Below are 26360 nucleotides of genomic sequence, written 5' to 3' on the forward strand. Positions count from 1 at the left end.
AGGCGTGTTCGCATGAGGCCAGCCCCCTCGCGTTCTCGATCCGGTCCTTCAATCCAGGAGAACCGCATGTCGTCGACCACCGACGTCGCTCCCCCCGCCGACTCGACACCTCCCGCTCGCCGTCGATCGGCGAAGCCCACCAAGCGCCGAGCAGAGGGCCAGTGGGCGTTGGGTTACCGCGAGCCGCTGAACGGGAACGAGCAGACCAAGAAGGACGACAATCCGCTCAACGTTCGTCAGCGGATCATCGATACCTACCAGCACGTCGGCTTCGACAACATCGACAAGGCCGATCTCCGCAGCCGTTTCCGTTGGATGGGCCTCTACACGCAGCGCGCCGAAGGTTACGACGGCACCTGGACAGGCGACGACAACGCCGACCTCCTCGAAGCCCCGTACTTCATGATGCGCGTCCGCACCGACGGCGGTCAGTTGAACACCGCGCAGGTGCGCGCGATCGCGAGCGTCTCGAAGGACTTCGCTCGCGACACCGCAGACATCACCGACCGCCAGAACATCCAGTTCCACTGGATCGAGATCGAGAACGTCCCGGAGATCTGGCGTCGACTCGAAGCGGTCGGCCTGGAGACCACCGAGGCGTGCGGCGACTGCCCCCGCGGCATGCTCGGCTCCCCCCTCGCCGGCCTGTCCCCCAACGAGGTCATCGACGCCACCCCGGCGCTCGAGGAGATCAAGCGCCGCTACATCGGCAATCCCGAGTACTCGAACCTTCCCCGTAAGTTCAAGACCGCGATCTCCGGCCAGCCCGACGTGGTGCACGAGATCAACGACGTCTCTTTCGTCGGTGTGAACCATCCCGAGCACGGTCCCGGATTCGATCTGTGGGTCGGTGGCGGTCTGTCGACCAACCCGATGCTCGCAGAGCGCACCGGAGCGTGGATTCCGCTCGACGAGGTGGCCGACGTGTGGGAAGGCGTCGTCGCGATCTTCCGCGACTACGGCTACCGGCGACTGCGCTCGAAGGCACGTCTGAAGTTCCTGATCAAGGACTGGGGCATCGAGAAGTTCCGTGAGGTGCTCGAGACGGAGTATCTGAAGCGTCCGCTCATCGACGGGCCTGCTCCTGAGAAGCCGCATCAACCCATCGACCACGTCGGTGTCACCAAGCAGACCGACGGCCTCAACGCCGTCGGATTCTCCGCGGTGTCCGGCCGGGTGTCCGGCACCATCCTCGACGTCCTCGCGGACTCCATGGACAAGGCCGGGTCCGATTCGGTGCGCCTGACCCCGTATCAGAAGCTGATCGTCGTCAACGTGCCGGACGACAAGATGACCGATCTCGACGCCGACCTCGAAGCGGTCGGCCTCAGCTCACGGCCGTCGCGGTGGCGCCGCAACCTGATCGCCTGCACCGGCCTCGAGTACTGCAAGTTGTCGTTCACCGAGACGCGCAGCCGTTCACAGAACCTCGTTCCGGAACTCGAAGCCCGCTTGGCCGAACTCAATTCCGAACTCGACGTACCGATCACGCTCAACTTCAACGGCTGCCCCAACTCGTGCGCGCGCATCCAGATCGCAGACATCGGATTCAAGGGCATGCTCGTCGACGACGGCGACGGCAAGCAGATCGAGGGATTCCAGGTACATCTCGGCGGCAGCCTCGGATTCGACATCGGATTCGGACGCAAGCTGCGTCAGCACCGCATCCTCGCTCATGAAGCGACCGACTACATCGAGCGTGTGGTGCGCAACTTCATCAAGAACCGGAATGCCGGCGAGCGCTTCGCCGAGTGGACCGTACGCGCAGACGAGGCGGACCTTCGATGACCACATCCACACACACTTCCGACGACCTTCGAGAGATCGCCGCGCAGGGGGCGGCAAACCTCGAGGGCGCGTCGGCTCAGGAATTGCTGCGCTGGACCGAGGAGACGTTCGGCGACTCGTACATCGTGGCGTCGAACATGCAGGACGGGGTGCTCGTGCATCTCGCCGCGCAGGTCCACCCCGGCGTCGATGTCCTGTTCCTGGAGACGGGCTACCACTTCGCCGAAACTCTCGGCACCCGCGACGCCGTGGAACAGGTGTACGGCGTCAACGTGATCAATGCGGCCGCGAAGCAGACCGTCGCCGAGCAGGATGCACTGCTGGGCAAGGACCTGTTCGCCCGCGATCCGGGCGAGTGCTGCCGCCTGCGGAAGGTGGTGCCGCTGAAGGAAACCCTGGGCGGATACCGCGCCTGGGTGACCGGCATCCGACGTGTCGAGGCGCCCACTCGGGCGAACGCACCGCTGATCTCGTTCGACGAGGCGTTCGGGCTCGTCAAGATCAACCCGATCGCGGCATGGACCGATGAGGACATGCAGAACTACATCGACGAACACGGGATTCTCGTCAATCCCCTCGTCGACGAGGGGTACCCGTCCATCGGGTGCGCCCCGTGCACGAACAAGCCACTTCCCGGGGCCGACCCGCGCAGCGGACGCTGGGCCGGCCAAGCCAAGACCGAATGCGGGTTGCACTCCTCATGACACTCATCGATACGACAACGGCCGAACAGCGAACAAAGCTGGACGGCAACAAGTTCGACACTCTCGACGCCCTCGAGTCGGAAGCCATCCACATCTTCCGCGAGGTCGCGGGCGAGTTCGAACGGCCTGTGATCCTGTTCTCCGGCGGTAAGGACTCGACCGTTCTCCTCCACCTCGCGATCAAGGCGTTCTGGCCTGCACCGCTGCCCTTCGCGCTGCTGCACGTCGACACCGGCCACAACCTGCCCGAGGTGCTCGCATTCCGCGACCACGTAGTGGAGAAGTACAACCTGCGGCTACACGTGGCGAGCGTCGAGGAATACATCGCCGACGGCCGTCTCACCGAGCGGCCCGACGGCATCCGCAACCCGCTGCAGACCGTGCCGCTGCTCGACGCGATCTCGGAGAACCGGTTCGACGCCGTCTTCGGAGGCGCGCGCCGCGACGAGGAACGCGCACGCGCCAAGGAGCGGATCTTCTCACTGCGCAACGCGTTCGGCCAGTGGGATCCCAAGCGGCAGCGTCCCGAGCTGTGGAACCTGTACAACGGCAAGCACGCTCCGGGCGAGCAGGTGCGCGTCTTCCCCCTGAGTAACTTCACCGAGCTCGACATCTGGCGCTACATCGCGCGCGAGAACGTGGAGCTCGCGAGCATCTACTACGCGCACGAACGTCCCGTCTACCAGCGTGACGGCATGTGGATGACCCCCGGGGTGTGGGGTGGCCCGAAGGACGGCGAGGAGCTGCAGACCCTCTCGGTGCGCTACCGCACCGTCGGTGACGGCTCCACCACCGGTGCGGTGCTCTCCGAGGCCGCCGACAACGCAGCCATCCTGGCCGAGGTTGCGGCATCCCGCCTGACCGAACGCGGCGCTACCCGTGGCGACGACCGAGTTTCCGAAGCGGCCATGGAAGACCGCAAGCGAGAGGGCTACTTCTGATCATGAGCGACCTCCTTCGCCTGGCTACCGCCGGGAGTGTCGACGACGGTAAATCCACGCTCGTGGGCCGTCTGTTGTACGACACGAAATCCGTTCTGGCCGACCAGATCGATGCCGTGACCCGCGCATCTGTCGATCGTGGCCTCGATACCCCCGACCTGTCGCTCCTCGTCGACGGCCTGCGCGCCGAACGGGAGCAGGGCATCACCATCGACGTCGCCTACCGGTACTTCGCCACGCCGAAGCGCAGCTTCGTGCTCGCCGACACCCCCGGTCACGTCCAATACACCCGGAACACGGTCTCGGGCGCCTCCACCGCCCAGCTCGTCGTGCTGCTCGTCGACGCACGCAAGGGCGTGATCGAGCAGACCCGCAAGCACGCAGCGGTGCTCGCGCTGCTCGGTGTGCCCAAGCTTGTGCTCGCCGTCAACAAGATCGACCTCGTCGAGGACCCGGCACAGGTGTTCGCCGACATCAGGGGCGAGTTCAACTCGCTCACACGCTCGCTCGGCTGGGCTCCTGAGGACGTGCAGGAGATCCCGGTGTCGGCATTGCACGGCGACAACGTCGCGACCCGCTCGGAGAACACTCCCTATTACGACGGCCCGACCCTGATCGAGCACCTCGAGTCGGTCCCGGTCGACGCCGATGTACACGGGCGACACGATGTCGGCCTGCGGTTCGCCGTCCAGTACGTGATCCGGCCCCGCACCGCCGAGTTCCCCGACTACCGAGGCTACGCGGGACAGATCGGTGCCGGTTCGGTTCGTCCCGGCGATGAGGTCGTGATCCTGCCATCCGGCATCCGCACGACTGTCGAACGCATCGACACCGCGGACGGCGAACTCGACGTCGCGCACGCCGGCCGGTCGGTGACCCTCATCTTGGCCGACGATGTCGACGTCTCTCGCGGCGACGTCATCGCTGCCCCGGGTGCACCGGAGCCGATCGGCGAGTTCGAGGCGACCGTGTGCTGGCTGGCCGAGAAGCCGCTGCGCCCCGGTGCTCGTCTGCTGCTCAAGCACGGCACGCGCACCACGCAGGCCATCGTCGGTGCGCTCGAGGAACGTTTCGACGAGCAGAACCTGACGTCGGTTCCCAACCCGGAGTCGTTGGAACTCAACGAAATCGCGCGGATCTCGGTGCGCGTAGCCGAGCCGATCGCCGCCGACGACTACAAGGTCAACCGTCGCACCGGCAGCTTCCTCCTCATCGATCCGGCCGGCGGAAACACCCTCGCGGCGGGCCTGGTCGGTAACGGGCTCTCCGACATCGAACTCGGAGACCACGTTCCCGCATGATCCCGCTGATCGCTGTCGCGCACGGCAGCCGTGACCCGCGTTCTGCGCGGGCCGTGGCTGCCGCGCTCGCAGCTGTCCGCGACCGGCATCCCCAACTCGATGTCCGGCTTGCGTTTCTCGATCTGAACAGCCCGTCGGTTCCGCAGGTGCTCGATGCCGTGGCCGCCGAAGGACACCGACAGGCAGTCGTCGTCCCTCTGCTACTCGGCAGTGCATTCCACGCGCGTATCGATCTCCCGGCATTGCTGGCGGAGTCCAGGATCCGCAACCCACACCTCGACGTCGTGTCCGCCGACATTCTGGGCGACGACGAACTGCTCGTGGCAGCGGTGCGCGACAACATCGTCGGCGCAGGTGTGTCGCTGGACGATCCCACCGTCGGGGTCGCACTCTGCGCGGTCGGCTCGCGCCGGGTCGGTGCGAATGCGTCGACCGCGCTGGTCACACCGCGTGTACTCACCGGAACCGGGTGGACACTGGGCAGGACGTGCTTCGCGACCGCCACCGAGCCGTCCGTCGAATCGGCACTGTCGGAGCTCACCCGCTCGGGTGCACGCACTCTCGTGCTCGCGCCATGGATGCTGGCGCCCGGCTTGCTGTGGGACCGGGCCTGCGCCGCCGCCGAACCTCTGCGAGACGTGCACATAGCCACGACCCTCACCGATCATGAAGCCGTCAGCGACGTGATCGTCTCCCGCTACCTCTCTGTGGTCGCTGCGTCCCCTTCGCTCGTCGCTGCCTGACGCACATCACACACGGCACAGCGATCTGCCACCGCGAGTGTTCGCGCGGCATTCACTTTCTTCGACTAGAACGGTACCTACCCCATCCGTGGGCAACCCGCTCGTCGGGAATCCGGATCCGCGAGGAGAACGCGTGCAGAACGAGCTACGGCACTACATCGACCGTCTCCGAACCGAAGGCTATTCGGTCCGTGACGATCACGGCGAGGATCCCGACCTCATCGACACCCACGGACGCGCTGTCGACACCTGGCGTGAGAACTACCCGTACAAGAAGCGGATGGATCGGGCGACCTACGAGGTCGAGAAATATCTCCTTCAGATCGAGCTCCTGAAGTTCCAGGCATGGGCGCTGGAGAACAAGACGAAGCACATCATCGTGTTCGAGGGGCGCGACGCAGCCGGCAAGGGCGGCACGATCAAACGTTTCCAGGAATACATCAATGTTCGACACGCACGTGTGGTGGCGTTGAACAAGCCGTCCGACCGCGAGTCCGGGCAGTGGTACATGCAGCGATACATCCAGCATTTCCCCACCGCAGGTGAACTCGTGATGTTCGACCGCTCCTGGTACAACCGCGCGGGCGTCGAGCGGGTCATGGGTTTCTGCACCGACCGCGAATACCACCGTTTCATGGACCACGCCCCGCTGTTCGAGCAGCTGATCGTCGACGCGGGAATCTCCCTGACCAAGTTCTGGTTCTCCGTCACCCAGAACGAGCAACGCACCCGCTTCGCAATTCGCCAGCTCGACCCGGTCCGCCGCTGGAAACTGTCCGAGATGGACCTCGAATCGCTCGACAAGTGGGACGAATACACCGCCGCGAAAGAAGAGATGTTCCGGCGCACCGACACCGACTACTCACCGTGGACCACCATCAAGTCCAACGACAAGAAACGCGCCCGCATCAACGCGATGCGTTTCTTCCTCAACCAGTTCGATTACGACGACAAGGACGATCAAGTGGTGTTCGCCGCCGACCCGAAGATCGTGCAGCGCGGTAAGGATGCGGTCGGCGACTGAACCGCCGCGCGCCTGGGCCGTGTGTCGTGCCGTAACCATTCGAGCACCGAAGATCATCGAACCCTGGCGAGTAGATGTGGTCTGTACCACACTGGTGGCAGAGCGAGGAGAGACCACCATGGGCACAGCATCGACCAGACGGGGAATCGTGGCAGGGATCGACGGCTCCGACAGCGCGCTCGGCGCAGCACGCTGGGCCGCATCGATCGCGCTTCGGTTCGGCGAACCCCTTCAGCTGACACACGTCGTCCCCGAGCGGCCGTCGAGCAACGGCACTACCAGTGACGGCGGGAAAGCACTCGACGCGGCGGAGGCCGCGGTGCGTGCCGCACAACCCGAGGTCGTCGTCGAACGCACTATCGAAGTGGGTAAGCCCGCGCAGACCCTCGTGGAAATGTCGGGTGCCGCACGCATGATCGTGCTCGGCCACACGACGACGAGCGAGCTGCAGTCCATGTTCGCGCGATCCGATGTCGTGCACACCGCCAACCATGCACACTGTCCGGTCGTGTCGTGGCGCGGCGAGCCCGGTCCGCCCGAACTCGATGGCAAACCCATCGTCCTGGGGGTCGACGGCAGCGCATTGAGCGCTAAAGCCATCGCCCACGCCTTCGAGATCGCGGACAAGGCCGGCGCGCCGCTCACCGCGGTACACACATGGACCGAGCAGTCCACCCTCACCTACGGCGAAGGGTCACGATTCACCGACTGGGATGCCTACCAGGAACACCGGACCGCGGAACTCGCGGAGAGCCTGGCGGGTCACCGCGAGAAGCATCCCGACGTGGAGATCTCGTACAGCGTCGAGCGCGGCAAACCCGACGTGCTGCTTCTCGAACATTCCGCGCACGCCCAGCTGGTGGTCGTCGGCAGTCACGGACGCAGCACCATTGCATCCGCGCTGCTCGGCTCGACCAGTCAGAATCTGATCCACCACTCGATGTGCCCGGTGCTCATCTGCCGTAGCTGAGCATTCCGCCTAGTCAGCGCTCACCGCAACGGGCTCACCGGGCGCAGCAGTGACCTGCGCGTACACCGTATCTCCGGTCTTCAGGCCAAGTGCACGCGCATCGCCACGCGTGATCTGCGCGATGAACGGCTCGCCGGTGGCGGCATTCGCCAACTCGACGCGCACCTCGAATCCGAGATGCACCACCCGCTCGACGGTGGCGCGGGCGACACCGAGGTCCTCCGTGCCGGACGCCTGCGCGATCTCGAGGCCGGGTTCGTGACCGAGTCTGATGTCGTGCGGTCGCACGAGCCTGCCGTTGAACTTCGAGACGTTCCCGAGGAACGACATCACGAAGTCGTTCTCCGGGCGGTCGTAGAGATCCTCCGGCGTGCCGACCTGTTCGATCCGGCCGCGGTTCATCACGGCGATGCGGTCGGCGACGTCCAGCGCCTCCTCCTGGTCGTGAGTGACCAGCACGGTGGTCACGTGAACCTCGTCATGGAGTCGGCGCAGCCAGGTCCGCAGGTCGGCGCGTACCTTCGCGTCGAGCGCACCGAACGGCTCGTCGAGGAGGAGCACCTGAGGGTCCACCGCCAGAGCACGAGCGAGCGCCATGCGCTGCCGCTGCCCACCCGACAGCTGAGCGGGGTACCGATGCTGGAATCCGTCCAGTCCGACGACCTCGAGGAGTTCGTCGACCTTCGCTGTGATCTGCTGCTTCGGGAGCTTGCGGATCTTCGGACCGAACGCGACGTTCTCACGAACCGTCATGTGTTTGAAGGCGGCGTAATGTTGGAACACGAAGCCGATCCCACGTTTCTGCGGCGATACGTGCGTGACGTCGTTGCCCGCGATGCGGACGGTACCGCCGTCGAGGGACTCGAGCCCGGCGATCGACCGCAGCAGAGTCGACTTGCCCGAGCCGGACGGGCCGAGCAGTGCCGTCAACGAGCCGGGCGGGATGTCGAGTGAGACGTCGTCGAGCGCGGAGAAGTCGCCGTAATTCTTGAACGCCCCGGTAACGGTGATCATGCTTTGGTGCTCCTCTTGCGGTCGAGCAATGTCATCAGCAGCAGGACCACCACTGCGATGGCCATGAGTAGGGTGGCCGCGCTGTACGCGCCGAAGGTGTTGTGGTCGTCGATGTAGCGAGCATGGACGAGCAGCGTGAGGGTCTGGGATACCCCGGGAAATCCGGACGAAACCATGATGACCGCACCGAACTCGCCGAGCGCGCGGGCGACGGTGAGGACGATGCCGTACGTCAATCCCCAGCGGATTGCCGGCAGGGTGATTCGCCGGAACGTCTGCCACGTGCCGGCGCCCAGCGTCGCGGCGGCCTGCTCCTGTTCCTCCCCGATCTCGTAGAGAACGGGTTCGACCTCGCGCACCACGAACGGCAAGGTGACGAAGATCGTCGCGATGACCATGCCGGGCAGTCCGAAGATCACTCTGAATCCCAAGGATTCGAGTCCACCGAACCAGCCGCCCGCGCCCCACAGCATGATCAGCGCGACACCGACGACGATCGGTGACACCGCGAACGGCAGGTCCACGACGGACTGCAGAAGGCCCCGTCCCGGGAATCGCCCGCGCACCAGTGCGAGCGCAACGACGATGCCGAAAACGACATTGACGGGGACGACGATCGCGACGATGAGCAACGACAGGTTGAGTGCGGAGATCGCTGCGGGCGTCGTGATCGAGTCGACGAACGCCATCACACCGTTCTCGAAGGTGCGGTAGAGGATGACGCCGATCGGCACGACCAGCAGTACCACCAGGTAGCCGAGCGCGATCACGCGCAGCGAGATACGCGAGAGCGGAGAGAGTTTCACGCGTCGTTCTCCTCACGGACACGGCCGCGGTTCGCGACGAGCCGCAGCACGAACAGGGCCAGGAACGCGATGAGCAACAGCGCTACCGAGACCGCCGCGGCGTTGACGGGCCGGTCGATCTCGATCTGCTGTTGAATGTACTGCGATGCCACCTGGGTCTGGCCGGGAATGTTCCCGCCGATCAGCACGATCGAGCCGTACTCCCCGATGGCGCGGGCGAACGCGAGCCCGACTCCACCGAGGATCGCGGGCGCCAGGGTCGGCAGCACCACGGTCCGGAAAGTCGTGAAGTTGTCGGCGCCGAGCGACGCCGCGGCTTCCTCGACCTCCCGGTCGGCCTCGATCAGGACGGGTTGAACCGATCGCACCACGAACGGCAGGGTGACGAACGCGAGCGCAACGACCAGACCGGGCTGTGTCGCATTGAGTTGGATACCGACGGGGCTCTGTGGTCCGTACAGCGCGAGCAGCACGATGCTCGCCACGATCGTGGGAAGAGCGAACGGCAGGTCGATCAGTGCGTTGACGATCTTCTTTCCCGGAAACTCGTCCCGCACGAGCACCCACGCGATCAAAGTGCCCATCACTGCGTTGATCAACGCCACCACGATCGACACGGTGACCGTGATGCGAAGGGTGGCCAGGGCATTCGGTGCGGTGACGGCGTCCCAGAAGCCACCGAAGCCTTCCGAGAAGGCTTCGGTGGCCAGGGCCGCGAGTGGCAGCAGGACGATGATGCTCAGCCACAGGGTGGCGACGCCGATCCCGAGCGGGCCTACGGCACCGGTTACTTTCGCGGTGCGTCGGCCACGCTGCTTCGGGGCGGGCGCTTCTACTGGGGTACTCACGGTCGGGCTCTGCTTCCGGCTCTATTTCGTTGCGTTGTCGTAGATCACGGCGATGGCGCCGGTGCCTTCGGCGAAGAGCTCGTCGTTGACGGCGTCCCATCCACCGAGGTCGTCGATGGTCCACAACGTTTCGGGTTCCGGGAAGTCCGCGGCGAATTCCTCGGCAACTGCAGGATCGACGGGCCGGAATCCGGCTTCACCCCACAGACGCTGGGCTTCTTCGGTGTAGAGGAAGTCGAGGAATGCCTGGGCCTTGTCCGCATTCGCCGAACCGCTGAGCACCGCGGCCGGGTTCTCGATCTTGAAAGTCACCGGCGGTGTCACATGCTCGACAGGATCGCCGTTGCGCTCGATGAACAGCGCCTCGTTCTCGTAGCTGAGCAGGACGTCGCCGGTACCCTGCAGGAACGTCTCGGTGGCTTCACGACCGGACTTGGGCTGCACTTTCACGTGGTCCTGAACGAGGGCAGTCACGTAGTCGAGCCCGGCCTGCTGGTCCTGACCGCCGTTGCTCTTCGCGGCGTAGGGGGCGAGCAGGTTCCACTTCGCGGATCCCGAGCTGAACGGGTTCGGTGTGACGACCTCGACGTCGTCACGCAGCAGGTCGTCCCAGTCCTGGATGTTCTTGGGATTGCCCTCACGCACGACGATCGTCACCACCGAACCGAACGGCAGGCCCTCGTCTGCGCCGGCGTTCCAATCCTCGTCGACAAGACCTGCCTCGACGAGTCGCGTGATGTCGGGTTCGACGGAGAAATTCACGAAATCGGCTTCGGCACCGTCGCGCACCTTGCGCGACTGGTCGCCCGAGGCGCCGTAGGACTGCTGGAACACGACGCCTTCACCGGCCTCGGTCTCCTGGAATGCCGGGATCAACAGGTCGAACCCGACCTTCGGAACCGCGTACGCGTACAGGTTGACGGTTCCACCGGAACCGTCGGCACCCGCGTCACCGCCGACGGTATCGCTGGCACCGCCACCCGAGCACGCGGTCAGGACGGTAGCCGTCGCGACAGCGAGCGCCGCAGCGCCGAAAAACTTGGAACGTAACTTCATCGAGGGGGCCTCCTGCTGGCTGTTCCTGGCGGAACAGAGCGGACAGATCTGGGATTCGGAAATCGGGATCGATGTCATCGCGAGGACGCAGTGACGGGCGCCGGCCCACAGAATCGGCGGGCACAACGCCGCCTGCAGAAGTTCACTGGAGAAACGACTGCAGGCAAACACCACAGGATCGCAGAACCCGGTTACCGGCGCGGTGAAACCGCTGACATCGGGGCGGGTGGATCAGCGACAACAACAGTCGATGTCGGCAACAGACCGCATGCCGACAGCAATCAGCGCCAGTTGATGGCGCGCGCTGGGCAACACGTTCGTGGACACGCGGGGAACTTTAGCAGAGCTTGACCATAGGTCCAGCGGGGAGTCCGCAGTAGAAGATCACAGCTAGAGCGTGAGCAACCACGCGACGACAACGAGAACGAGCAGCGCGATGAGCGCCAGGGTCACCCGCGAGCGTGGCATGTCAACAATCCTCCATATTCGGTGCCGATGGTGCGGGTTCCCCACCGGCCGGGGAAGGTTCGGGTTCGCCTCGCCCCACTGCAGCAAAGCCGGTGGCGACGACGCGGTCGAGCAACCAGGCCACCACCCCACACAGCGGCACCATCACTATCAGCACCAATGCAGCCTGCGGCACGAACGACAGGCCCGCGAGCCACAGCTCGAACCCGTCCCACCACGACGCCACCCGTTCCATCCCGACTACTCTAATGCGTCTGCTCGTTTGCCCCGCGTCACACCTGTCCGGCACCGATCATGGAGAGATGGCCTCCATCGTGCACCTCCCGCCGACCCAGCCGAACCGCACCCCGTTTCCGCCGATCGGCGACTACGGCTTCCTGTCGGACTGCCAGACGTCCTGCTTGGTCGCGCGTGACGGGTCGGTCGAATGGCTGTGCGTGCCGCGCCCCGACTCACCGAGCGTGTTCGGCTCGCTGCTCGACCGCAGCGCGGGTCACTTCCGCATCGGACCCCACGACAGGACGGTGCCCGCCGCCCGCCGGTACCTTCCGGGAGGGATCGTGCTGGAGACGACGTGGCAGACCGAAACGGGGTGGATCACCGTCCGTGACGCCTTGGTGATGGGACCTTGGTACGACCTGCACCAACGGTCCGCCACTCAACGGCGGACCCCGTCCGATTGGGAGGCCGAGCACATACTCCTACGCACGGTTCGGTGCGTGAACGGCACGGTCGAGTTGAACATGAGCTGCGAACCCGCGTTCGATTACCACCGCGGCGGCACGCGGTGGGAGTACACCGGCAAGGTGTACGAAGAGGCGACTGCCGTGTGCGCGGATGCGCCGGACGAGCATCCCCGGTTGCGCCTGACCTCCAACATGCGCCTGGGCATCGAGGGCCGGGAAGCACGCGCCCGCACACGAATGAGAAAGGGGGACAACGTATTCGTCGCCCTATCGTGGGGTGAGCCGGCGCCGCCGCACACGTTCGACGAAGCCGCAGCGAAAATGCTCACCACACAGGACTACTGGCGCGAGTGGGTCACGACGGGCAGATTCCCCGATCATCCGTGGCGCACCTATCTCGAACGCAGCGCCCTGACTCTCAAGGGGCTGACGTACTCCCCGACCGGCGCGCTACTCGCGGCCGCCACGACATCACTTCCGGAAACCCCTGGAGGCGAGCGCAATTGGGACTACAGATACGCCTGGGTCCGCGACTCCACCTTCGCCCTGTGGGGTCTGTACACGCTGGGTCTCGATCGCGAGGCCGACGATTTCTTCTCGTCCATCCTCGACGTCTCGCAGGGCGCCGACGGCAACGGCCATCATCCCCTGCAGGTCATGTACGGGGTCGGGGGCGAACACGTACTGGAGGAATCGACACTCGACCACCTGTGCGGATACAACAATGCCAAGCCTGTCCGCATCGGCAACGACGCGTACCGGCAACGGCAGCACGACGTGTGGGGAGCCCTACTCGATTCGGTGTATCTGCACGTGAAGTCGCGTGAGCAGATACCCGAATCGTTGTGGCCGCTGCTGAGCAGCCAAGTGGAGCAGGCGGTCGAGCACTGGCGCGAACCCGATCGCGGGATATGGGAAGTACGCGGTGACCCCCAGCATTTCACGTCGTCGAAAGTGATGTGCTGGGTGGCGCTGGACCGCGGCGCCAAGCTCGCCGAGATGCACGGTCAGCCCGACCACGCCGAGCGCTGGTCGGCGATCGCCGACGAGATCAAGGCGGATATCCTCGAACACGGCGTCGATGAACGCGGTGTCTTCACGCAGCGGTACGGCCATCCGGCACTCGATGCGTCGAACTTGCTGATCCCTCTGCTCCGGTTCTTGCCGTCCGACGATCCGCGGGTGCGTGCAACGGTGATCGCGATCGCGGACGAACTGACCGAGCACGGCCTGGTACTGCGCTACCGGGTCGAAGACACCGACGACGGACTCTCCGGCGAGGAGGGCTCGTTCACCATCTGCTCGTTCTGGCTGGTGTCCGCACTCGTCGAGATCGGCGAGGTGGATCGGGCGTCAACTCTGTGTCGTCGACTGCTCGATTTCGCGAGCCCACTGAAGCTGTATGCCGAGGAGATCGACCCGGCGACCGGGCAGCACCTGGGCAATTTTCCCCAGGCCTTCACCCATCTCGCGCAGATCAACGCGGTCGTTCACGTCATCCGCGCCGAACAACGCACCGAATCAGGCGAATTCAGACCCGCGCACGTACGGCACTGAACCCGTCACGTACCAGCGACGGCGCCGAGTTGAGGGCCGATCGCGCCGAGCGCATAGAGGGTCGACGTCGCCGACGGTGTGTTGAACGCCACGACCGTCGGATAGTCGACCACCGCGAGTCCGCCGCCGGTCACCGCGGGCAGCTGATCGAATCCGGGCAACGACATGAGATCGGCTTCGGTCCCTCCGTTGGGCAGGATGATGAGCAGATCCGCGACGAGCGCATCGACACGTTCCGGGCTGAGCATCAGGCGTCCTTGGCTGACGCCGGCTTCGTCGACGAGTGATTGCGGCAATATCATCCCCAGCTGGGAGAAGAGGGCTGCGGCACCATCGTCCGGATCGGCGACGACCACGAATTGGTCCGTGGCGAACATGTACTGCGCGAGGACGCCGGTCTTCCCCTCGAGACCGGGAAGTGCCGCCTCCTCGATCTGAACTTCGGTGTCGGCGATGACCTGCTCGGCCTCGTCGGAGCGGTCGAGCAGCGCGCCGAGCGCGCGGAGCTGCGCGTCCCAGGTGTCGACACCGAGTTCGCTGAGGGGCGCAAGCGTGGGGGCGACCGCGTCGAGCGTGTCGTACGCCTCCGGGGTGGCGACCTGCCAGTTACCGAGAATCAGATCGGGTTCGAGCGCTGCGATCGGTTCGACGGGCAGCGGCCCGTCCACGGCGGCAGAATTACCGGCCGCGAGGTCGACGGCGCCGTCCGAAACATCGCTCTGCCACGGGTAGAGGCCCCGATCATCACCCATCGTGCCTGCACTGATGTAGCCGACGGGCTGGACACCGAGTTCGAGTAGCGCGTCGACCCACTGGCTGGATGTCGCGACGATGCGTTCCGGGGTGTCCTCGACCGTGGTGGTTCCGAAAACGTGCTCGACACTGGCTGCGCCTGCAGCGCTGTTCGCGTCGGTAGCACCGGCGGATGCGGTATCGGCGTCGTCGGCAGTCGAACACCCTGCCACTCCGACACCGACGAGTACAGCTGTGGCGCACACCGCCAGAAATCTCGCACGCATGAGTCAACCTCTCCATTTAAGGTGAGGCATACCTTATCCCGAGCTAGGCCCGAAGCAAAGAGGTCAGTGGAAACGACCGAGCAACTCCTCGGCCTGCGCGCCCATATCACGGATGACGTCGGCGGCCGGTCGCTGTGCTCGGACGAGGCCTGCGGCCTCGCCGGCATAGACGACTCCGATATCCGGATCGTCGGCGGTGTACTCGTCGGCAAGAGTCTGCTCGTCGGCTCCGCGACCGTGCCACGTCTCGGTGAAGGAATTGACCAGGGCACGGCCACCCCACCGAGCGGGCCACGGTTGGCGTCGGGCTCTGTCGAACACGTCCGTGTACACGGTGTCGGCGCTCCCCGCCGCGATCAGCCGATCTCGCGCGTAGTCCGGTCCCACCGTTTCGGGGCTGGCCAGGAGTGCCGTACCCACCAGGGCGCCGACTCCCCCGGCAGCGAGCACGGCGGCAAGTCCGCGGCCCGACCCGATACCTCCCGCGGCAAGTACCGGAAGCTCGGTGGATTCGAGCACTTCCTGCAGCAGCGGCAGGGTCCCGATCCTCCCGGTGTGACCGCCGGCTTCGTGGCCTTGCGCCACCACCGCATCGACTCCGGCAGCCTCGACGACCCGGAGATCCTCGAGGGTGTTGATCTGGGAGATCACGACGGCGCCGGCGTCGTGGACCCGCTGCACGTACGGAGCCGGGTCGCCGAACGACAGGGTCACCACCTGCGGGTGGTGTTCGAGGACCGCACCGAGAAGCGAATCGTCGTCGTGCAGCGACCACGTCATGAGCCCGAATCCGAGGAGCCCGCCACCGATCTCGCGTGCACTGCGGGCCTGCTCCTCGAGCCATTCGGCGGTGTTGTACCTGGCTGCCCCGATCAGGCCGAGCCCGCCGGCGCGGGTCACCTCACCGGCGAGCGAGCCACCCGCCCGACCGCCCATCGGCGCACCCACCAGCGGAATCGTGATTCCGAGTTCACGGGTCAACCAGGTCTCGAGCACGGGCGGGTCCTTTCGGCGGGCACTTACTTCTTGGGCTTGTCCGACGCCGCATCCGATGACAAGGCTGCCACGAACGCCTCTTGCGGCACATCGACGCGACCGATCGTCTTCATGCGCTTCTTGCCTTCCTTCTGCTTCTCGAGCAGCTTGCGCTTACGGCTGATGTCGCCGCCGTAGCACTTGGCGAGAACATCCTTGCGGATGGCGCGGATATTCTCGCGCGCAATGATCTTCGAGCCGATCGCAGCCTGCACGGGCACCTCGAACTGCTGACGCGGGATGAGTTCCTTGAGCTTGGTCGTCATCTTGTTGCCGTATGCAGCGGCGGCATCCTTGTGCACGATCGCACTGAACGCATCGACGGCCTCGCCCTGCAGCAGGATGTCGACCTTGACCAGTGCCGCTTCCTGCTCGCCGGCCTCCTCGTAGTCCATGCTCGCGTATCCGCGAGTGCGCGATTTGAGGGAGTCGAAGAAGTCGAAGATGATCTCGGCCATCGGCATGGTGTAACGCAGTTCGACACGGGTCTCGGACAGATAATCCATACCCCCGAGTTCACCGCGCCGCGACTGGCACAGTTCCATGATCGAACCGATGAACTCGCTCGGCGCGATGATCGTGCACTTGACGATGGGCTCGTAGATCTCGCGGGCCTTGCCCTCCGGCCAGACCGACGGATTGGTGACGACGACTTCCTCTCCGCCTTCGAGCACGACGCGGTAGACGACGTTCGGGGCGGTGGAGATCAGGTTGAGCCCGAATTCGCGCTCGAGTCGCTCGCGGGAGATCTCCATGTGCAGCAGACCGAGGAAGCCACACCGGAATCCGAAACCCAACGCGACCGAGGTCTCCGGTTCGTAGGTGAGTGCGGCGTCGTTGAGCTGAAGCTTGTCGAGGGCATCTCGCAATACCGGGTAGTCGGAACCGTCCACGGGGTACAGGCCGGAATAGACCATCGGTCGCGGTTCGCGGTAGCCGGTGAGCGGTTCCGTGGCTCCTCCGCGCGCGAGCGTCACTGTGTCGCCGACCTTCGACTGGCGCACGTCCTTCACACCTGTGATCAGATAACCGACCTCCCCGACACCGAGCCCGGCGGTCGCTTTCGGTTCGGGCGAGACAATGCCGACCTCGAGCAGTTCGTGGGTCGAGCCGGTCGACATCATCTTGATCTTCTCGCGCGGCGTGATCTTGCCGTCGACGACGCGGACGTAGGTGACAACGCCGCGGTAGGTGTCGTACACCGAGTCGAAGATCATCGCGCGCGCCGGTGCATCGGAATCGCCGACCGGCGCAGGGATCTGCCGGATCACCTCGTCGATCAACGCAGGAACACCCTCACCGGTCTTGCCGGAGACCCGCAGGACATCCGACGGCTCGCACCCGATGATGTTGGCGATCTCCCCCGCATACCTGTCGGGGTCGGCAGCCGGCAGGTCGATCTTGTTGAGGACCGGGATGATCGTCAGGTCCTTGTCGAGAGCGAGGTAGAGGTTCGCGAGGGTCTGTGCCTCGATACCCTGCGCGGCATCGACGAGCAGCACGGCACCTTCACATGCTTCGAGTGCGCGCGAGACCTCGTACGTGAAGTCGACGTGGCCGGGCGTGTCGATCAGATGCATGACGTAGTCGTCGCCGTCGAGCTTCCACGGCAAGCGGACGTTCTGCGCCTTGATCGTGATGCCGCGCTCACGCTCGATGTCCATCCGGTCGAGGTACTGGGCGCGCATCTGCCGTTCCTCGACCACCCCGGTGAGCTGCAGCATGCGGTCCGCCAACGTCGACTTGCCGTGGTCGATGTGCGCGATGATGCAGAAGTTCCGGATCTTGGCGGGGTCCGTGAACGTGGTGTCGGCGATACTGCTGATGTCGTGCTCCTGACTCGGGCCGGCAGCGGCCTGGGGCCGCGGTCACCCTGAAGAATATCCAAGACTCGTAACAGCGGGGTCCTCGGCTGTGCCGACAGGTGACTTCGACTACCTCTGGACGTGGTTACACTGGCCGATCGTGGCTGGCAAGTGGATGAATATGGGCAAGCAACTCGGACGCCTCGCAGTCGAGCACGGGCCCCGGCTGTACAAGCAGCTCCAGCAGTCGGGAGCAGTCGACCGTGCGAAGGGGGCGTTGACCCAGCAGTCCGGCAGGCCTGCACCCGCCCCCGTTCCGGGGCGTCCTGTCGCTTCTCGCACCACCCCCACGGCCCAGCGTGCGCGGACGATCGAGTACTCTCCCGCCCTCGACGGTCGTGCCGATCCGGGCGAGATCGTGTGGACGTGGGTGGAGTACGAGGAGGACGCAAGCCAGGGCAAGGACCGGCCGGTGCTCGTGGTCGGGCGTGAAGGGGCGACGTTGCTCGGCCTGATGCTCTCGTCGAACGGTGACCGTGACGGGCACCGCGATTGGGTCGGTATCGGCACCGGCTCGTGGGACCGCCAGAACCGTCCGAGCTGGATCCGGCTGGACCGCATCCTTGATGTCCCGGAGGATGGCATCCGCCGCGAAGGTGCGATCCTCGAACGTTCCCGATTCGATCAGGTCGCATCGCGCCTCCGCGCGGATTTCGGCTGGGCGTAGGAAGCCGGGCGCACGCAATCCGAACAGCGGACTGGGGTTCTATGACGCACGTACTCCGCGGTCGCGGCCGAACAGCAACGTGTAGACGAGGGCGCCGACCGCGCCTCCGATGAGCGGGAAGACGATGAACAGCCACAACTGGGCGAGCGCACCGTCCTGGTAGAACGCCACTGCGATACTTCGCGCAGGGTTGACGGACGTGTTGTCGATCGGGATGGCGATCAGGTGGATCACGGCGAGTGAGAAGCCGATCGCGACCCCCGCGTTGAGCACATCGGAGATCCGATCGGTGCTGGCGAGCACGACGAAGACCAGCAGGGCCGTGAGCAGAACCTCGACGATCATGGTGGCGCCGATTCCGTAACCGTTCTCGATCACTCCGCCGAGTGGCCCCTCGATCGCGGACGGGCTGTGTGCGCCCCAGCCGTTCGCTCCCAGTCCGTCGGATGCGCGATCGTAGGACGGCAGCGACGACGCGACCGCGAAGATGGTGATACCGGCTATCAGGCCACCGACGATCTGGGCGATCCAGTATCCGATGGCGCGGACGGGCGGGACGTGCCCGACGATGAGCTGCCCCAGGGTGACAGCCGGGTTGACGTGGCACCCCGAGATCGGCCCGATGGTGTAGACGAGGAAAAGCAGCGTCAGACCGAATGCGAGGGCGACACCCAAATTGCCGACTTTCGCGCCGGCGAACACTGCGGTGCCGACTGCGGAGAATACGAGCACGAAGGTTCCGATTGCTTCGGCTATACATTTCTTGAGGTCGGAGAAGTCGTCGGGACCGAACTCCTCGAGGTTCGTTTCACGTTCTGGAGTCATGCCGCCAGTGTCATGCGGACCGAGGTGACGCGTGAGCGAACCGCCACCGCACTATGAGATAAGTCACACTTGCTTGCGACTGGGACTTCGGGCCTGCGGGCCGTCGTGACCGCACCGGTTTTGGCATTACCTCCAACGCTGGTATCGTCGATCGTCGTGCCCTAGTGCACCCAGAGCTTTCCAATCAACTACCAGCAAGACGACAGGATTTTACGCGTGGCCAACATCAAGTCCCAGGTGAAGCGGATTCGCACCAACGAGCGCAACCGGCTCCGGAATCAGTCGGTGAAGTCCTCGCTGCGCACTGCAATCCGTTCCTTCCGCGAGGCCGCGGCCGCTGGCGACAAGGACAAGGCCAGCGAGCTCCTCGTCTCCACCAGCCGTCAGCTCGACAAGGCAGTCAGCAAGGGCGTCATCCACGCCAACCAGGCTGCCAACAAGAAGTCTGCACTCGCCAAGCTTGCCAACAAGCTCTGAGCCCTCGGCTCCGAGGTAGAGGACGCAAGCTCTGCTGACCGAAGGCCGCACCCTTTCGAGGGCGCGGCCTTTCGTCGTGCGGATGACGACGCAACGAACCGTCAGGCGACCAGTTCCGCAACGGTGCGGACTGCGGACTCCACCGCATAATCAGCATCGGCAGCCGCGCCCTTGACGTCGGCGTTGAGTGCCGCGACCACCCCGAGCGCGATTCCGATCGATTCCGGCGCCCAGCGACGCGCCTGACCCTGCGCCTTCTTGACCTTCCACGGCGGCATGCCGAGGCCCGACGCCATAGAGAACGGATCTCCCCGTCCGGCAGATCCCACCTTGGCGATCGTGTGCACGGCATCGGCGAGGGCATCGGCCAGCAGGACGTGCGGAACCCCCCGATGCATCGCCCAGCGCAATGCCTCGATCGCGCCCGCGAGATCTCCCACCACAGCCTTCTCGGCGACGTCGAATCCGGTGACCTCGGCTCTGCCCGAGTAGTAGCGCCGGACCGCGTTCGCGTCGATCTTGCCGCCGGTATCGGCGATGAGTTGGCTGCACGCTGCCGCGAGCTCGCGCAGTTCGGATCCGACCGCGTCGATCACGAGTTGTTCGACGTCGCCGGCGACCCGCACGCCGGCCGCCTGGAATTCCTCGTGCACGAATGCACGCACCCACTTCGCGCGTTCTCCGGCTTTGTCGGGGGCCTGGCATGCGTGCTCTTCGGCACCGCTCTTCCGCAGGGCTCCGACCATCGCCTTCGTGCGTCCCCCGCCGGTATGCAGGATGACCAGGGTGACGCCGTCGGGGGGTGCTGCAGCCGCATCGAGAATCAAAGCCGCCGCATCCTTTCCCGCGTCGGCTGCGGACTCGAGGATCACGACCCGATCCTCCGCGAACAGCGACGGGCTCAGAAGTTCGGCCAATTCCGGGACGCCCGCATCCCCTGCGCGCAGCCGCGACACCGGAAGGTTGTTGCCGGCGCCACTCCGGGTACGTACGGCCGCGATGATCTTCGTGACAGCGCGGTCGACGAGGAGTTCTTCGTCGCCGAGAACGAGATGCAGGGGTGTGTCGCTCACGGACCGATCGTGCCACGTGAGTCCGACACGACGGCCAGTGCCCCGGACCCGGCCCGCACCACCGCGACGTCCCCGTGCAGGTCGGTGCGCAGTATCCGGGAGCCCACGCTGTTCAAGGCCTCGACGATCTCCGGGTGCGGGTGCCCGAACGTGTTGTCGCGTCCCGCGCTGATCACCGCGACCCGGGGGCGCACCGCAGCCACGAAGGCCTCCGGTGTCGTCCGCGAGCCGTGGTGGGGAACCTTGAGGACATCGGCGCGCAGGTCCTCCCCGGCGCGCATCAACGCGTCGAGAGCCGGTGCCTCCGCATCACCCGGAAGCAGAATGCGTCCCACTGTCGTCTCCGCGACCATCACCAGCGAGAGATCGTTCTCCGACTCGGCGGACCGCTCGGCCGGAGGCCCGAGGATTCGGATCGTCACCGTCCCGACGCGCAGTACCTCCCCGGTCATCGTCTCCCGGATGCGCACCCCGAACTCGCCGGCCGTGCCGGCGAGGTCTCCTGCCGTGTCGCGCGACACCGCACCCGGACCCACGACCACCTCCCCCACGCGGCGGCCCTGCAGTACTCCGCGCAATCCACCCATGTGATCGGCATGCAGGTGCGAGACGATCACGACCGGCACCGAGTCGATACGCAATCGTCGCAGGCACCGATCGACCGGTGTGGCCTCCGGCCCCGCGTCGACGACCACGGCCCTCCCGTCACCGACCGCGAGGACCACTGCATCTCCCTGCCCCACATCGCAGGCCGCGAACACCCAGCCGTTCGACGGCCAGCCGGGTGCGAACAGGCGTACAGGAATCCACACAATGAGGGTCGACACCAATGCGATACCGGCGACAACTCGTATTCTCCTGTAACGCAGAAGGACACAGCCGACGAGGGCGGCGCCGCCGATCACCGCTCCTCCCGGGATCCCGTCCGGCAGCGAGAGTTCCGCCGAGGGCAGCGAGGCTGCGCGATCGGCTACCGTCATCAGCCACCACAGCATCGGTGCCGCGCCGCGCGCGAGGAACTCGGCGACTCCCGGGACCACCGACGCGCACAGCGCGACGACCGAGCCGAGGACGGTCAGCGGCGCGAGCACCGGGGTCACCAGAACATTCGCCACCACCGCAACGACACTGACAGTTCCTGTCGCTGCAGCGAGGATCGGTGCGGTCACGATGTACGCCGCACACGACACCGCACATACTTCGGCCACGGCACGTGGCCATCCACGCTCCTGCAGCAGGGCAACCCACACGGGCGCGACGAGCACGAGCCCGGCGGTGGCCGTTGCGGACAGCGCGAATCCCACATCCACCGCGAGCTCCGGCCACACCAGGACGAGAATTCCGATCGCGGCGCAGAGCGCGGGAAGCGCCTGCCGCTGCCGCCCGACGACGAGTGCGAGGAGTGCGACCGCTCCCATCGCGGCGGCGCGCACCACGCTCGGCGAAGGACGGACGACGACCACGAACAGCACCAACGCCACACCCGCCAGGAAGGCGCCCGTCCGTGGCCCTATCCCGACGAACCTGACCAGTAGCAGGACCGCGCCGAGCAGGATGCTCACATTCGCGCCCGATACCGCCGTCAGATGCGTCAGGCCGGACACCCGGAAGTCCTCGCGCACGTCGTCAGGCAGCCGGCTCGTGTCGCCGACGATCAGTCCGGGGAACAATCCGGCCGCCGAGGGTCCGAGCGCCCGCGCTGACACCTCGGCGAGGTCCTCGCGAACACTTCCGGCCCACTCGGCAAGTGCCGAGGGTGTTTCTGTCGCACGCGGTGGCCCGTCGGCCCGGAGCACCGCAACCGAGGTCCCCGGGTCGGGGCCTCCGGAAGCTGCGTTCTCGGACACCCGGCCCCTCATGGTGACTCGCTGCCCCGGCAGCAGATGCCGCCAGCCGTGGGCGGGAGCGAACACGACCGCTCTGCCTCCGACCGTCATCGACTCGCCCCGCAGCGTCACGTGTCGGACAGCGACGGGAATGCGTACCTGTGGCTCACCTCCGAACGGTGAACTCCGAACTATCCGTGGATCATCGGTCGGCTCCACCACTGCGGTGACCCACGCGCCTGCCGGGGCCGTCGCGAGCGGATGATGCTCGACGAACCACATCCGCATCGCGACGGCCCCACCGAATCCCGCGGTGACGACGAGAACGGCGAGCACTCCTCGCATCACCCCGTCCCGTGTGTGCGAATGCCCCCTGCGCTTTCGCCGACACGGGTCGACCCTGCTCTTCGCGGACAGTACGACGACCAGCGCCCCCAACACCGCCGCCGCGGTCACGAGTGCCGAGATCCGCCAACCCGAGTACAGGCCGACCAAGGTCGCCGCCCACGCCGCGACGGCACACGGCAGGAGTCGGGCGTCGACAGTGGCCTGTGCGGTCACACGGTCACCAACTCGCGTAACCGGGCCAGCCTGGCAGGTCCTATCCCCTCCACCTCCGAGAGTTGCTCGACGTCGGTGAACGGTCCGTTGTTCTGCCGCCACGCGACGATCGCCGATGCGGTGACCGGCCCCACTCCGGGCAGGGCATCCAGGGCGGCCTCATCGGAGGTGTTCAGATTCAACGGGTTCTGTCCCGGCTCCGTGCCGCCACCGACCTCACCCGCATCCCCGGTCCCGGTCGCAGATACCGCGCTGCCCTCCGGAACCGGATGTGGCGGCGCTACACCGACGATGATCTGATCTCCGTCCGCGACCCGCCGAGCGAGGTTGAGTCCCAGCAGGTCTGCGCCCTCGCCGGGTCCGCCCGCCGCGTCGAGTGCATCCGCGACTCGCGCGCCCTCTCGGAGGTGCACCAGCCCCGGCTTCGCCACGAGCCCGACTACGCTGACCACCACCTCCCCCTGTTGCTCCGGTGCCGGGGCACGCGAGGACGTCGCGACCACTTCGACGGCGGGCAACGGCGGAACGGCCTCAGGCACGGGGCGATCCCGCCATACGACGACCGCTGCGACGAGAACCGCCACGGCGGCAACCCCGGCCAGAGCCCTACTGCCACCGCGACCGGCGTCCCAGCGCGCCGAGCGCATCCGTTCGATCACGCTCTGCGGCCGAGTGACCTCATCCTGTCCGGAGCGGTCTGCGAGCAGGTTGTCGTACTCGTCCGCGTCGTCGTGCCCGACTCGTCCGATCGTGGCGGATCGCACGATCGCATCGAGCCGCGTTCTCGCGAGGTCCCCGTCGCTGCCCATGCCGCGACGCTAATCCCACCACGGGAAGGGAAATGCGCGCAGACGACCGTTGGAGGGAATCTGTGGATGGATGGGACGGCTGTGGATAACCGTCCGCTCAGCTGCGCGCGACGACGATCCCGATCGCCCCCGGTCCGACGTGGGCCCCGAGCACTCCGTCGATCTCACAGGTGAGGAGTTCGGCCGCGTCGGGGATCCGCTCGGCAAGCTGTTCCGCGAGCAGGTGCGCACGTTCGGGTGCTCCACGATGGTGCACTGCGAGGAGTGGGGCAGGTCCGGCCTCGGCGACGACGCCGTCGACCAGTTTCGCCATCGCCTTGGTCATCGTCCGGGTCTTCTCCCGCAACACGAGTTTCCCGTCGACGAGATGGAGGACTGGTTTCATTGCGAGGGCGGTGCCGAGTAGGGCGGTGGCCGTGCCGATTCGGCCGCCACGGCGCAGATGGTCGAGTCGGTCGACCACGAGCAGGGTGCGTCCGGATGCGGCCACCTCGACGGCCCGCGAGTAGACGTCGTCGAGGTCTGCACCGGATTCGGCCGCACGCGCAGCCTCGAGTGCAGCAAATCCCAGGCCCATCGCGGTGTTCTGCGAATCGATCAAGCGCACCCGATCGCCGAACGAGTCGGCGGCATTCTTCGCAGCCTCCCAGGTACCCGACAACAGCCGGGACAGGTGCACCGCCACCACGCCGTCGCCGTCGCTGTCGTCGAAGGCACGTGTGTAGGCCTCGAGCAGTTCGGCCGGGGACGGACCGGACGTGGTGACTCCCGACAGGTCATCGGGAAGCTCGTCGATACCCTCGCGATAGTCTCGTCCGTCGGAGATCACGTGCAGGGGAACGATCCGGATGTCGTAACGCTCCGCCATCTTCGGATCGAGACAACACGACGAATCGGTGACCACCACTACTGACACAGCACCTACCGTATGCCGTCCGCAGTGGGTTGCGCATCCGGACGAGTCATCCGCACCGCGTCGATCATCGCGTCGGCGACCTTGCGATGCCCGTCCCACCCCCAATGGATACCGTCGGGGTTCGCGTCGTCCGAAAAGATGTTCTCCCGCACGGCTTCACCGAGATCGACGAGGGGAACCGACTTCTCGTCGGCCCACTGTGAAATCGCCCGGGCCGCAGGACGACGCCCGCGATGCACCGACCGGTACTGCTCGCTGTCGTGCACGGACGGCAGAGTTCCGATCACCGGCAGGTCCGGTCGCATGTACGCGAGGGCATCCCGGATGGTTTCGAGGTAGTCGACGCTCACCCGCGGCGGGAGCGCAACCGGCCAGCCGAGCGGTGACAACCGCGGCTGGGCCCAGCCGTACGCGCTGCGCACGGTCCGACGCAGTGGGGCAGGCCGGAGGTACCGCATGCTCTCCCTCAGCGCCGTGGGCAACGGGGACGGCAACGTGTCCATCCCGCCGACGGCGAGCACGACCGCACCGGCGCGCGGAATGGCCGCCCACACACGCGGATCCTGCGTCATCGCCCACCACGCGTCGCGGGTGGTCCAGCCGATGCGAGCGATGAGCTCGACATCCCAGCCGAGCGCTGCTGCCGTGAGATTCGGCCAGATCCGCGGATCATCCGCGGGCAGGCCGCCTTTCGGTCCGTAATAGCTGAGCGAGTCACCGATCACCAACAGCGAGGGCCGCGGCGAGACCGTATCGGGTTCAGAGCGCGTCATCGGGCGATACCGTTGCCGACGCGTTCCACACATCGAGGCGCCAGGTCGGCGACTCACCGTAACCGCTGAGCTGCACCCAACCGGTGTTCCCGAGTCCCCCGAGGACCGGCCATCGATCGACCGGCAGTTCGAGCAACGATGCCGTGAGCGCTGCGATCAACCCGCCATGGGCGACGAGCACGATCGGCCGCTCGCTCCACTGTTCGTACTTGGCGAGCAACTCTTCGACTACGGGCCTGCTCCGCTCGGCAACGTCCACACGGCTCTCGCCTCCGGGGGGTGCCCAGGTCGCGTCCCCGCGCCACTGTGCACGCGCGCCTGGATGGCTCGCATCGACCTCGGTGTGGGTCAGGCCCTGCCACTGTCCCAGGTGTGTCTCACGCAGCCGCGGATCGATCTCGACCGGTAGACCTGCACGGTCCCCGATCGCCGTCGCGGTGTCGTACGCACGTCGCAGATCCGACGACACGATCGCGATCGGATCGAAGCCGGCGATCGTGTGGGACACCGCCAGTGCCTGACGGCGACCGAGGTCGGACAGATCGGTGTCGAGCTGCCCCTGCATCCGGCTGGTCGCGTTGTACTCGGTCTGTCCGTGACGCAGCAGG

25 protein-coding genes are annotated in these 26360 nt (G+C 66.0%); 10 read left to right on the forward strand and 15 right to left on the reverse strand.

The window, feature by feature from the left end:
• The first annotated feature begins 66 nt into the window (after positions 1–66).
• The 7 genes from EV641_RS03545 to EV641_RS03575 all read left to right on the forward strand — a co-directional run bounded on the left by EV641_RS03545 (position 67) and on the right by EV641_RS03575 (position 7471).
• Complete coding sequence (locus EV641_RS03545) at positions 67–1788, forward strand: nitrite/sulfite reductase (protein WP_132470819.1); 1722 nt, start codon at positions 67–69, stop codon at positions 1786–1788.
• Positions 1785–2492 (forward strand): phosphoadenylyl-sulfate reductase, encoded by a 708-nt coding sequence (locus EV641_RS03550; RefSeq protein ID WP_132470820.1) that lies wholly within the window; start codon positions 1785–1787, stop codon positions 2490–2492. Before EV641_RS03545 ends, EV641_RS03550 begins: the two co-directional genes overlap by 4 nt.
• A complete protein-coding gene (gene cysD, locus EV641_RS03555; protein WP_132470821.1) occupies positions 2489–3433 on the forward strand; it encodes a sulfate adenylyltransferase subunit CysD in 945 nt (314 codons plus the stop codon). The genes EV641_RS03550 and cysD overlap by 4 nt, the downstream gene beginning before the upstream one ends.
• 2 nt (positions 3434–3435) lie before the next feature.
• Positions 3436–4734, forward strand: a complete 1299-nt coding sequence (locus EV641_RS03560; protein WP_132470822.1) for a GTP-binding protein — start codon at positions 3436–3438, stop codon at positions 4732–4734.
• Positions 4731–5477, forward strand: a complete 747-nt coding sequence (locus EV641_RS03565) for a sirohydrochlorin chelatase (RefSeq protein ID WP_054713523.1) — start codon at positions 4731–4733, stop codon at positions 5475–5477. Before EV641_RS03560 ends, EV641_RS03565 begins: the two co-directional genes overlap by 4 nt.
• A 133-nt stretch (positions 5478–5610) precedes the next feature.
• Positions 5611–6501 (forward strand): polyphosphate kinase 2, encoded by an 891-nt coding sequence (gene ppk2 / locus EV641_RS03570; protein ID WP_054713526.1) that lies wholly within the window; start codon positions 5611–5613, stop codon positions 6499–6501.
• A gap of 118 nt (positions 6502–6619) precedes the next feature.
• The gene (locus EV641_RS03575; protein WP_054713525.1) at positions 6620–7471 is read left to right on the forward strand and encodes a universal stress protein; all 852 of its coding nucleotides are present in this window, start codon (positions 6620–6622) and stop codon (positions 7469–7471) included.
• Between the two features lie 9 nt (positions 7472–7480).
• Here EV641_RS03575 and EV641_RS03580 read toward each other — a convergent pair whose 3' ends face one another.
• From EV641_RS03580 to EV641_RS03600, 5 genes are all read right to left on the reverse strand, one after another.
• The gene (locus tag EV641_RS03580; RefSeq protein WP_054713522.1) at positions 7481–8485 is read right to left on the reverse strand and encodes a TOBE-like domain-containing protein; all 1005 of its coding nucleotides are present in this window, start codon (positions 8483–8485) and stop codon (positions 7481–7483) included.
• The gene (cysW, locus tag EV641_RS03585; RefSeq protein ID WP_054713521.1) at positions 8482–9291 is read right to left on the reverse strand and encodes a sulfate ABC transporter permease subunit CysW; all 810 of its coding nucleotides are present in this window, start codon (positions 9289–9291) and stop codon (positions 8482–8484) included. Before cysW ends, EV641_RS03580 begins: the two co-directional genes overlap by 4 nt.
• Positions 9288–10139, reverse strand: coding sequence for a sulfate ABC transporter permease subunit CysT (gene cysT / locus EV641_RS03590; RefSeq protein ID WP_132470823.1), 852 nt, complete (start codon positions 10137–10139; stop codon positions 9288–9290). The genes cysW and cysT overlap by 4 nt, the downstream gene beginning before the upstream one ends.
• Before the next feature lie 21 nt (positions 10140–10160).
• Positions 10161–11195 (reverse strand): sulfate ABC transporter substrate-binding protein, encoded by a 1035-nt coding sequence (locus tag EV641_RS03595; RefSeq protein WP_132470824.1) that lies wholly within the window; start codon positions 11193–11195, stop codon positions 10161–10163.
• A 469-nt stretch (positions 11196–11664) separates the two neighbouring features.
• Positions 11665–11898, reverse strand: a complete 234-nt coding sequence (locus EV641_RS03600; RefSeq protein ID WP_132470825.1) for a hypothetical protein — start codon at positions 11896–11898, stop codon at positions 11665–11667.
• A 67-nt stretch (positions 11899–11965) separates the two neighbouring features.
• Here EV641_RS03600 and EV641_RS03605 point away from each other — a divergent pair, with 67 nt between their 5' ends.
• Positions 11966–13906: a glycoside hydrolase family 15 protein gene (locus EV641_RS03605; protein WP_132470826.1), complete on the forward strand. Its 1941-nt coding sequence runs from the start codon at positions 11966–11968 to the stop codon at positions 13904–13906.
• Positions 13907–13911: 5 nt separating this feature from the next.
• Here the strand turns inward: EV641_RS03605 and EV641_RS03610 are convergent, their stop codons facing one another.
• From EV641_RS03610 to lepA, 3 genes are all read right to left on the reverse strand, one after another.
• Positions 13912–14925, reverse strand: coding sequence for an ABC transporter substrate-binding protein (locus EV641_RS03610; RefSeq protein WP_132470827.1), 1014 nt, complete (start codon positions 14923–14925; stop codon positions 13912–13914).
• A 63-nt stretch (positions 14926–14988) separates the two neighbouring features.
• A complete protein-coding gene (locus EV641_RS03615) occupies positions 14989–15921 on the reverse strand; it encodes a nitronate monooxygenase (protein WP_132470828.1) in 933 nt (310 codons plus the stop codon).
• Between the two features lie 23 nt (positions 15922–15944).
• Complete coding sequence (gene lepA, locus EV641_RS03620; protein ID WP_132470829.1) at positions 15945–17786, reverse strand: translation elongation factor 4; 1842 nt, start codon at positions 17784–17786, stop codon at positions 15945–15947.
• Between the two features lie 139 nt (positions 17787–17925).
• Here lepA and EV641_RS03625 point away from each other — a divergent pair, with 139 nt between their 5' ends.
• Positions 17926–18492, forward strand: a complete 567-nt coding sequence (locus EV641_RS03625) for a type II toxin-antitoxin system PemK/MazF family toxin (protein ID WP_199233130.1) — start codon at positions 17926–17928, stop codon at positions 18490–18492.
• A gap of 39 nt (positions 18493–18531) precedes the next feature.
• Here EV641_RS03625 and EV641_RS03630 read toward each other — a convergent pair whose 3' ends face one another.
• Positions 18532–19317 (reverse strand): aquaporin, encoded by a 786-nt coding sequence (locus EV641_RS03630; protein ID WP_132470830.1) that lies wholly within the window; start codon positions 19315–19317, stop codon positions 18532–18534.
• Between the two features lie 216 nt (positions 19318–19533).
• Here EV641_RS03630 and rpsT point away from each other — a divergent pair, with 216 nt between their 5' ends.
• Positions 19534–19794, forward strand: a complete 261-nt coding sequence (gene rpsT, locus EV641_RS03635; RefSeq protein ID WP_054718144.1) for a 30S ribosomal protein S20 — start codon at positions 19534–19536, stop codon at positions 19792–19794.
• 101 nt (positions 19795–19895) lie between these two features.
• Here rpsT and holA read toward each other — a convergent pair whose 3' ends face one another.
• From holA to EV641_RS03665, 6 genes are all read right to left on the reverse strand, one after another.
• Positions 19896–20867: a DNA polymerase III subunit delta gene (gene holA, locus EV641_RS03640; RefSeq protein ID WP_054718147.1), complete on the reverse strand. Its 972-nt coding sequence runs from the start codon at positions 20865–20867 to the stop codon at positions 19896–19898.
• On the reverse strand, positions 20864–23254 hold the full coding sequence (locus EV641_RS03645) for a DNA internalization-related competence protein ComEC/Rec2 (protein WP_132470831.1): 2391 nt from the start codon (positions 23252–23254) through the stop codon (positions 20864–20866). Before EV641_RS03645 ends, holA begins: the two co-directional genes overlap by 4 nt.
• Positions 23251–24063: a ComEA family DNA-binding protein gene (locus EV641_RS03650; protein WP_132470832.1), complete on the reverse strand. Its 813-nt coding sequence runs from the start codon at positions 24061–24063 to the stop codon at positions 23251–23253. The genes EV641_RS03645 and EV641_RS03650 overlap by 4 nt, the downstream gene beginning before the upstream one ends.
• A 97-nt stretch (positions 24064–24160) precedes the next feature.
• Positions 24161–24979, reverse strand: a complete 819-nt coding sequence (locus EV641_RS03655; RefSeq protein WP_054720661.1) for a DegV family protein — start codon at positions 24977–24979, stop codon at positions 24161–24163.
• 5 nt (positions 24980–24984) lie between these two features.
• Positions 24985–25752, reverse strand: a complete 768-nt coding sequence (gene octT / locus EV641_RS03660; protein ID WP_132470833.1) for a diglucosylglycerate octanoyltransferase — start codon at positions 25750–25752, stop codon at positions 24985–24987.
• Positions 25739–26317: a histidine phosphatase family protein gene (locus EV641_RS03665; RefSeq protein ID WP_277874477.1), complete on the reverse strand. Its 579-nt coding sequence runs from the start codon at positions 26315–26317 to the stop codon at positions 25739–25741. Before EV641_RS03665 ends, octT begins: the two co-directional genes overlap by 14 nt.
• Positions 26318–26360 lie beyond the last annotated feature (43 nt).

It is taken from the genome of Rhodococcus sp. SMB37 (genome assembly GCF_004345605.1).
Classification (GTDB): domain Bacteria; phylum Actinomycetota; class Actinomycetes; order Mycobacteriales; family Mycobacteriaceae; genus Rhodococcus.

Coding starts and splice junctions, on each gene's coding strand:
- EV641_RS03575 (WP_054713525.1), top strand. CDS start 6,620: ATGGGCACAGCATCGACCAGACGGGGAATCGTGGCAGGGATCGACGGC.
- EV641_RS03580 (WP_054713522.1), bottom strand. CDS start 8,485: ATGATCACCGTTACCGGGGCGTTCAAGAATTACGGCGACTTCTCCGCG.
- EV641_RS03605 (WP_132470826.1), top strand. CDS start 11,966: ATGGCCTCCATCGTGCACCTCCCGCCGACCCAGCCGAACCGCACCCCG.
- EV641_RS03600 (WP_132470825.1), bottom strand. CDS start 11,898: ATGGAACGGGTGGCGTCGTGGTGGGACGGGTTCGAGCTGTGGCTCGCG.
- EV641_RS03545 (WP_132470819.1), top strand. CDS start 67: ATGTCGTCGACCACCGACGTCGCTCCCCCCGCCGACTCGACACCTCCC.
- EV641_RS03650 (WP_132470832.1), bottom strand. CDS start 24,063: ATGGGCAGCGACGGGGACCTCGCGAGAACGCGGCTCGATGCGATCGTG.
- EV641_RS03560 (WP_132470822.1), top strand. CDS start 3,436: ATGAGCGACCTCCTTCGCCTGGCTACCGCCGGGAGTGTCGACGACGGT.
- cysD (WP_132470821.1), top strand. CDS start 2,489: ATGACACTCATCGATACGACAACGGCCGAACAGCGAACAAAGCTGGAC.
- EV641_RS03565 (WP_054713523.1), top strand. CDS start 4,731: ATGATCCCGCTGATCGCTGTCGCGCACGGCAGCCGTGACCCGCGTTCT.
- EV641_RS03630 (WP_132470830.1), bottom strand. CDS start 19,317: ATGACTCCAGAACGTGAAACGAACCTCGAGGAGTTCGGTCCCGACGAC.
- EV641_RS03610 (WP_132470827.1), bottom strand. CDS start 14,925: ATGCGTGCGAGATTTCTGGCGGTGTGCGCCACAGCTGTACTCGTCGGT.
- EV641_RS03665 (WP_277874477.1), bottom strand. CDS start 26,317: ATGCAGGGGCAGCTCGACACCGATCTGTCCGACCTCGGTCGCCGTCAG.
- EV641_RS03595 (WP_132470824.1), bottom strand. CDS start 11,195: ATGAAGTTACGTTCCAAGTTTTTCGGCGCTGCGGCGCTCGCTGTCGCG.
- octT (WP_132470833.1), bottom strand. CDS start 25,752: ATGACGCGCTCTGAACCCGATACGGTCTCGCCGCGGCCCTCGCTGTTG.
- EV641_RS03550 (WP_132470820.1), top strand. CDS start 1,785: ATGACCACATCCACACACACTTCCGACGACCTTCGAGAGATCGCCGCG.